Annotated in this window: 7 protein-coding genes; 1 reads left to right on the forward strand and 6 read right to left on the reverse strand. The window is 47.7% G+C overall.

Annotated elements, in window-relative coordinates; all coding sequences use genetic code 11:
• Positions 1–404: 404 nt before the first annotated feature.
• Entirely contained in the window at positions 405–980 is a 576-nt protein-coding gene (locus tag QZ327_RS13870) for a hypothetical protein (RefSeq protein ID WP_294620256.1), read from the forward strand.
• 178 nt (positions 981–1,158) lie between these two features.
• On the opposite strand, the gene QZ327_RS13875 is transcribed toward QZ327_RS13870, so the two are convergent.
• From QZ327_RS13875 to QZ327_RS13900, 6 genes are all read right to left on the reverse strand, one after another.
• On the reverse strand, positions 1,159–1,317 hold the full coding sequence (locus QZ327_RS13875) for a hypothetical protein (RefSeq protein WP_294620257.1): 159 nt from the start codon (positions 1,315–1,317) through the stop codon (positions 1,159–1,161).
• A gap of 128 nt (positions 1,318–1,445) precedes the next feature.
• Entirely contained in the window at positions 1,446–2,807 is a 1,362-nt protein-coding gene (gene hisS / locus QZ327_RS13880; protein WP_294620259.1) for a histidine--tRNA ligase, read from the reverse strand.
• 124 nt (positions 2,808–2,931) lie between these two features.
• Complete coding sequence (locus QZ327_RS13885) at positions 2,932–3,627, reverse strand: zinc metallopeptidase (RefSeq protein WP_294620261.1); 696 nt, start codon at positions 3,625–3,627, stop codon at positions 2,932–2,934.
• 148 nt (positions 3,628–3,775) lie between these two features.
• Positions 3,776–5,044, reverse strand: a complete 1,269-nt coding sequence (locus QZ327_RS13890) for an adenylosuccinate synthase (RefSeq protein ID WP_294620263.1) — start codon at positions 5,042–5,044, stop codon at positions 3,776–3,778.
• Entirely contained in the window at positions 5,041–5,529 is a 489-nt protein-coding gene (locus tag QZ327_RS13895) for a Fur family transcriptional regulator (RefSeq protein ID WP_294620265.1), read from the reverse strand. The genes QZ327_RS13890 and QZ327_RS13895 overlap by 4 nt, the downstream gene beginning before the upstream one ends.
• Positions 5,530–5,634: 105 nt before the next feature.
• Positions 5,635–6,297 carry a DNA alkylation repair protein gene (locus QZ327_RS13900; RefSeq protein WP_294620267.1) on the reverse strand — a complete coding sequence of 221 codons (663 nt, stop codon included), beginning with the start codon at positions 6,295–6,297 and terminating at the stop codon, positions 5,635–5,637.
• Positions 6,298–6,523 lie beyond the last annotated feature (226 nt).

Raw genomic sequence — 6,523 nt, forward strand, 5'->3', positions numbered from 1 at the left:
CGTAACTGTTTCCAATGGTTCAAAGATACTAAAATGAAAGCAAATCACAACGATGTTATGCAAGTTCTTAGAATGGCTTCTACTGTTTCCAATGGTTCAAAGATAGCAATAAAGACAGGGAGCTTGACTCTTTCGGTTTCTTAGAGGAAAAACACGAAATAAACAGAAGAAAAGTAAATATTTTTATCTTATCTTTGGGGCACGGCTTTTTCATTTGCAGGAGTTAGAAGGAATCATCCGGAGCTAAAGGAATCGGAAGCCGACAGTATCGCCATACATCAACAGAACTACCGGCAACTCATAGCACGAAGGGCGATAACTCCTACTAACTATCTTTAATTCCTTCTCCCCATGCCCCTCTAACTCCTGCAAATGAAAAAGCCATGTACGGAAACAACGTTTAAATGAAACGAAGAGAGCGGAGATATAAAAAGAAAAGCATACGCAAGACATGGCGAGAACGCTTACGTGAATGGGGCATTACGCTTCTTTTCGGAGTGCCCCTAATTGCTTGGGTCAAGCTACCTTATCTGGCAGGACACACCCTCATACATTTCTCCTTAAGCGGCATTATATGGGGAACTGGGATTATCTCCTTTGCGGGCTTCATCGCATGGGCATGGTACACGGGAAGGGTGAAAGAAGGCGGCTTAGGCATCTACATCTTTTTAGGAAGCCTGGCGAGCGGAGCGATTGCCATACTTTTATGTACACTATTTTTAGGAACGAACTGCCTTATCCCCCGCTCCAAACCCTATCGGCGTAATGCGGTTGTTTTCGAGAAAGTACGGACACATGGCGGACGCGGACACACAAGCTACCATATAGGGCTTCGGTTTACGGATTGTGGTGAGCATTTCTTTTGGTATGGAGGATACAAGGCGTTCAATCGGTTGCACAGTGAGGATGAATGTGTCGTAATTCTTTATAAAGGGCTGTGGGGTTACGAGGTAATTCGGGAAGTGACAAAAAAGAGATAAGTTTCCATTACGACCGGACACCATAAGGCAGTGCATCAAGCCAAAACAAACCAAGTTAACTTCATTGCCCATACGATGTTAACTTCATCCGCATAATGATGTTAACTTACTGCACCATGTTTAGTTAACTTCATTGGAGCAATCAAGTTAACTTACCATAGACATTATCAACGAAACATTATTCCAGCAAATTCTCAATGGAATAGTTCTCCCAAAAACTTCTGGTAGAGTGCACCAACGAACTGCCCATATAAAGCAAAAACAACACGGCTAAGACAATCATCAGGAAACCGACCAGCGCATTATGCTTTTCTTGTGTAAATTGAACGGAAACCATACGAACCTCCTCTTTTATTGGCACTGCAAGGGTAAAAGCCGAAAGGAACATTCCTGCCTTTCCCTTTTCTACAAATATACAAAAAAGGAGCACAAATGTGCTCCTTTTTAATAGTTTTTCTATTTTTATCAGCCTAATTCGCCTACCAACTCTTCGGGAGTGACCAGCTTCTGCGCTCCGGTTTCCATATTCTTCAAAGTCACCTTGCCCTCATTCATTTCATTTTCCCCCACCAAAGCCACGAACGGAATCATCTTGGCATTGGCATACCCCATCTGTTTCTTCATCTTACTGGAGTCGGGGAAGATTTCGGCGCGAATACCTGCCGCACGCACTTTGGCAAGCACACTCATGGAGAAAGCCGCTTCTTTCTCGCCAAAATTGATAAACAGGAGTTGCGTGCCGTTCACGGCTTCCTTCGGATACAGTTCAAGCTGGTTCAACACATCGAATATACGGTCGGCACCAAACGAAATGCCTACCCCCGAAACTCCTGCCATGCCGAACACCCCGGTCAAATTGTCATAACGACCGCCACCGGTGATGCTGCCTATCTGCACATCCAATGCCTTTACTTCGAAGATGGCACCGGTGTAGTAGTTCAGACCGCGGGCAAGCGTCAGGTCGAGTTCTATTTCGTTATTCAGCCCGAGACGTTTCAAGGTAGAAAGGATAAATTCGCTCTCCTCTACCCCCTTCAGCCCCATTTCGCTGGCAGACAACACCTGCTTCAGCGTGGCAAGCTTCTCCTCGTTGCTGCCGCTCAACAGGATGATAGGCTGCAATTTGGCGATAGCCTCATCGCCAATACCCTTCTCTTTCAGTTCCGCATTGACATTGTCCAATCCTATCTTGTCCAGCTTGTCTATCGCTACGGTGATGTCCACTATCTTGTCGGCCTCGCCGATAATCTCGGCAATGCCGCTCAATATCTTGCGGTTATTGATTTTAATACAGACACGGATGCCGAAACGCGTAAATACGGTATCGACAATCTGCATCAGCTCCACCTCGTTCAGCAAGGAGTCGCTGCCCACCACATCGGCATCACACTGATAGAACTCGCGGTAGCGCCCTTTCTGCGGACGGTCGGCACGCCACACCGGCTGTATCTGATAACGCTTGAAGGGGAATGTTATTTCGTCTCTGTGCATCACCACATAGCGGGCAAAAGGCACAGTGAGGTCATAGCGCAAACCCTTTTCGCAAAACTTGCCGGCAAGCTTGGCTGCATTGCGGCTCAACAGTTCCTCGTCCGTAAGGGCGGAGAAGTAATCGCCCGAATTCTGTATCTTGAACAATAGCTTGTCGCCCTCCTCTCCATACTTTCCCATCAACGTGGAAAGCGTTTCCATAGAAGGAGTCTCTATCTGCTGGAAACCATAAAGGTGATAAACGTCACGAATCGTATTGAATATATAGTTACGCTTCGCCATCTCCACAGGCGAAAAGTCGCGGGTTCCTTTGGGAATACTTGGTTTTGCTGCCATAATCGTATCAATCATTTATAAAATCAGGCGGCAAAGTTACGGTATTTTATTGATTAAGAAAAAAAATGCTTTCCCCATTTGGCATGAGGAAAGCATTTTTCTATTTCAACGGAACGAAATATCCTTATTCCCTACGTCCCAGAAATATCATAATGTAGTAGACAAGCGTCGCCAACGAACCCAGCGCAGCCACCACATACGTATAAGCAGCAGAGCGGAGCGCGTCTTCTGCCTGGGCATGATTATAAGAGTTCGTAATGCCGGAACCGCTCAGCCACACCAGCGCACGCTTGCTTGCATTGATTTCCACCGGAAGGGTGATGAAGCTGAACAACGTAGTCATGGCAAAAAGGATGATACCTGCCAGCAGCAACTGCGGGAAAGAGTTCAACATCAAGATGCCGCCCAGCAACACCCACGTCATAATGCTGGAAGCGAACGACACCACAGGCACCAGTTTGCTGCGCATCGTCAGCGGAGCATACGCACGTGCATGCTGCACGGCATGCCCGCACTCATGGGCGGCAACGGCAGCCGCCATAATGCTGTTGCTGCTATAAACGCTCTCACTCAGGTTCACGGTCTTATCGGCGGGATTGTAATGATCTGTCAGATGTCCCGGCGTATGCGTCACGGTCACATCGTAGATACCGTTATCGTGCAGCATCTTCAATGCCACATCCGCTCCCGTCATCCCGTTGCCGGTGGGGATTTTAGAATATTTCTTGAATTTGCTTTGCAGGTTCATCTGTACCAACCAGCTGACCACGGCTATACCGATAAAGATAATCCATTGCATTCCTATCATTCCTGTTCCCATAATGTTCTTCTTTTACTAATAAATAAGTGAATAATTTCTATATTTGTCTCCTGACTATATACTAACAAATTGCTTGCCAAAAATAAAGGGAAACGGCAAGCAATCTCACAGTTTCCCTTATCTTTTAGGAAGAATTAGCTGAATTTCATTATTCTTCCGTATAGCGTTCAATCGTCTGCTCGCGGTCGGGACCTACAGACACAATCTTCACAGGCACACCGAGCTGTTCTTCCAGGAATGACAGATAAGCATTGAACTCTTCGGGGAACTCATCCTCGCTCTGCATCTTTGTCATATCCGTCTGCCAGCCGGGCAATTCCACATACACCGGTTCAACCCCTTCGATGTCGAACGGGAAGTAATCGATTTCCTCGCCGTCCACCTTATATGCCACACAAGCCTTGATGGTCTCGAACGAATCGAGCACATCGCTCTTCATCATGATAAGTTTCGTGACGCCGTCCACCATAATGGCATATTTCAGGGCTACGAGGTCAATCCAGCCACAACGGCGCTTACGTCCGGTTACCGAACCGAACTCGTGCCCCAGCGTGCAAATCCGGTCGCCCGTCTTGTCAAACAGTTCCGTGGGGAACGGACCTGCACCTACACGCGTACAGTAGGCTTTGAAGATACCGTACACTTCGCCAATCTTGTTGGGAGCTATGCCCAGACCGGTGCACGCTCCTGCACAAACGGTGTTGGAAGAAGTTACGAACGGATAAGAGCCGAAGTCGATATCAAGCATCGTGCCTTGCGCACCCTCGCACAATACGGATTTGCCTTCCGACAACAGGCCGTTTATTTCGTGTTCGCTATCCACGAACTTAAATTGCTTCAAGTATTCGATGCCTTCGAGCCATGCCTTTTCCAGTTCGCTCAAATCGTATTCGTAATTCAAGCTTTTCAGAATCTGTTCGTGGCGGGCTTTGGCGGCAGCATATTTCTTATCAAAATCGTGCAGGATATCGCCTACGCGCACACCGTTACGGCTTATCTTGTCCGTATAAGTGGGACCGATGCCCTTGCCGGTAGTTCCCACTTTGGCATCCCCCTTTGCAGCCTCATAAGCGGCGTCCAGGATGCGGTGCGTGGGCAATATGAGGTGTGCCTTCTTGGAAATGTGCAAGCGCTCCTTCAAGTTGTGGCCGGATGCTTCCAGCGCTTCCGCCTCTGCCTTGAACAGTGCCGGGTCGAGCACCACACCGTTGCCGATGATATTTACTTTATCACCCTGGAAAATTCCCGAAGGGATGGAACGGAGCACATATTTCTGACCTTCGAACTCCAATGTATGACCGGCGTTCGGACCGCCTTGAAAACGTGCCACCACATCGTATCTCGGAGTTAATACATCAACGACTTTGCCTTTGCCTTCGTCGCCCCATTGTAATCCTAATAGAATGTCTACTTTCATTTCTCTTTCTTATGGTTATTATTTTTCTTCTTCCGTTTGTTTGTGCGGTCGCACTTGCTACACAACCCGTACATGTACAGCGAGTAATGTGTCAGGTTGAAGCGGCTCAGCTTCGTATTCTCAATGGCGTGCTGCAACTCCCCGTTCTGAAACTCGACCACCTTGCCGCACTGCGTGCAAATCTGGTGATGATGCGTATCACGGTTATAGCATTTTTCGTATTGAGAGGAGTTCCCGAACTGATGCTTGATGACCAGGCGGGCATTGATAAGCAGTATGATGGTGTTGTAAAGCGTCGCACGGCTGACACGGAAATTCTCCTGATCCGCCATGAGCGAATAGAGCGTGTCGACATCGAAATGGCCGTCTATGGAATAAATAGTGTCGAGTATGGCATATCGTTCGGGAGTCTTGCGATGCCCGTTCGAGTTGAGATATTCGGTGAATATCTGCCTAACCGTATCTTTCACGTTCTGACTTTCCATGTAAAGGCGCAGTTTTTTAACAGCCAACAAAGTTAAGCCTTTTTTGCGGAAAGCAAACAAAAAAAGAAAAATTATAGTCAAACAGGCATGGCTTTTTCATTTACATCACAGTTCCACCTCTTCCCTGACCCGGTCATAAAGAAGCCGCCCGGCTTCCGAAGAAGACTCCTTCATATCCTCCACCCTGCGGCACACCCTGAAAGCGTTTTCCTCGCTGTGCTGCATGAAACGTCGGATAGCTGTCAGCGCGGCGTTGCGCACATGATAGGAACCTGACAGGAAAGCGGTTATCGCCTGGTCGAGAAACTCATTCTGCACACGCTCATCCATATCGCCTTTCTTCACCAGCAGGCGGGCAATGGTGAGGAAGCCGCAGACCTGCGTATATTCGTCCTCGGCAGCAATCCACTGGAAAGACTTGGCAGGAGCATACGGAAGATGCTGGAAAAGGTTCATGCAGGTAAGCTCCGCAATCTCGATATTGGGAATGCGCTCTATCCAGATATCCGCTATTTCGGGCAGGAAGCTGTCTACCGGCTGGAGCAACCCCGCCAGGATTTTACACTCACGGATTTCTTCTTTCCAAAGAGCCTGCGCCAAAGCATGGTCTTTCTCATAGGCGGCGGCAATGCCCTTGATGCGGGGCAGCTCCACACCGAAGTTGAGTTTGTAGACCAAACCTTTCTCACGCATACTTTGAGACACAGCCCCGTTCATGGAGAGACGGAGCTGTGTCTTTATTTCTTTGAGTTGTTCTTTCAATTCCATATATATAGTGATTAATCGGACACGGAGACACGGGTTTTTCTTTTATTCCCTGCAGAACCGGCGTTTTAAACGTCCGGCTCCGCGTCTTCGTACCTCTGTGTCCAACTAAAACAGATTCGACTAAAAAATAAGAGCCTGTTTAAGAGTCTGTTTAAATTTTATTCAGCATTATTTTGATAGTTCTTTTCGAGGATGTTTTTCTATTTTTATGAGGAGCATAGCGGGC

This window comes from uncultured Bacteroides sp., assembly GCF_910578895.1.
Lineage (GTDB): Bacteria > Bacteroidota > Bacteroidia > Bacteroidales > Bacteroidaceae > Bacteroides.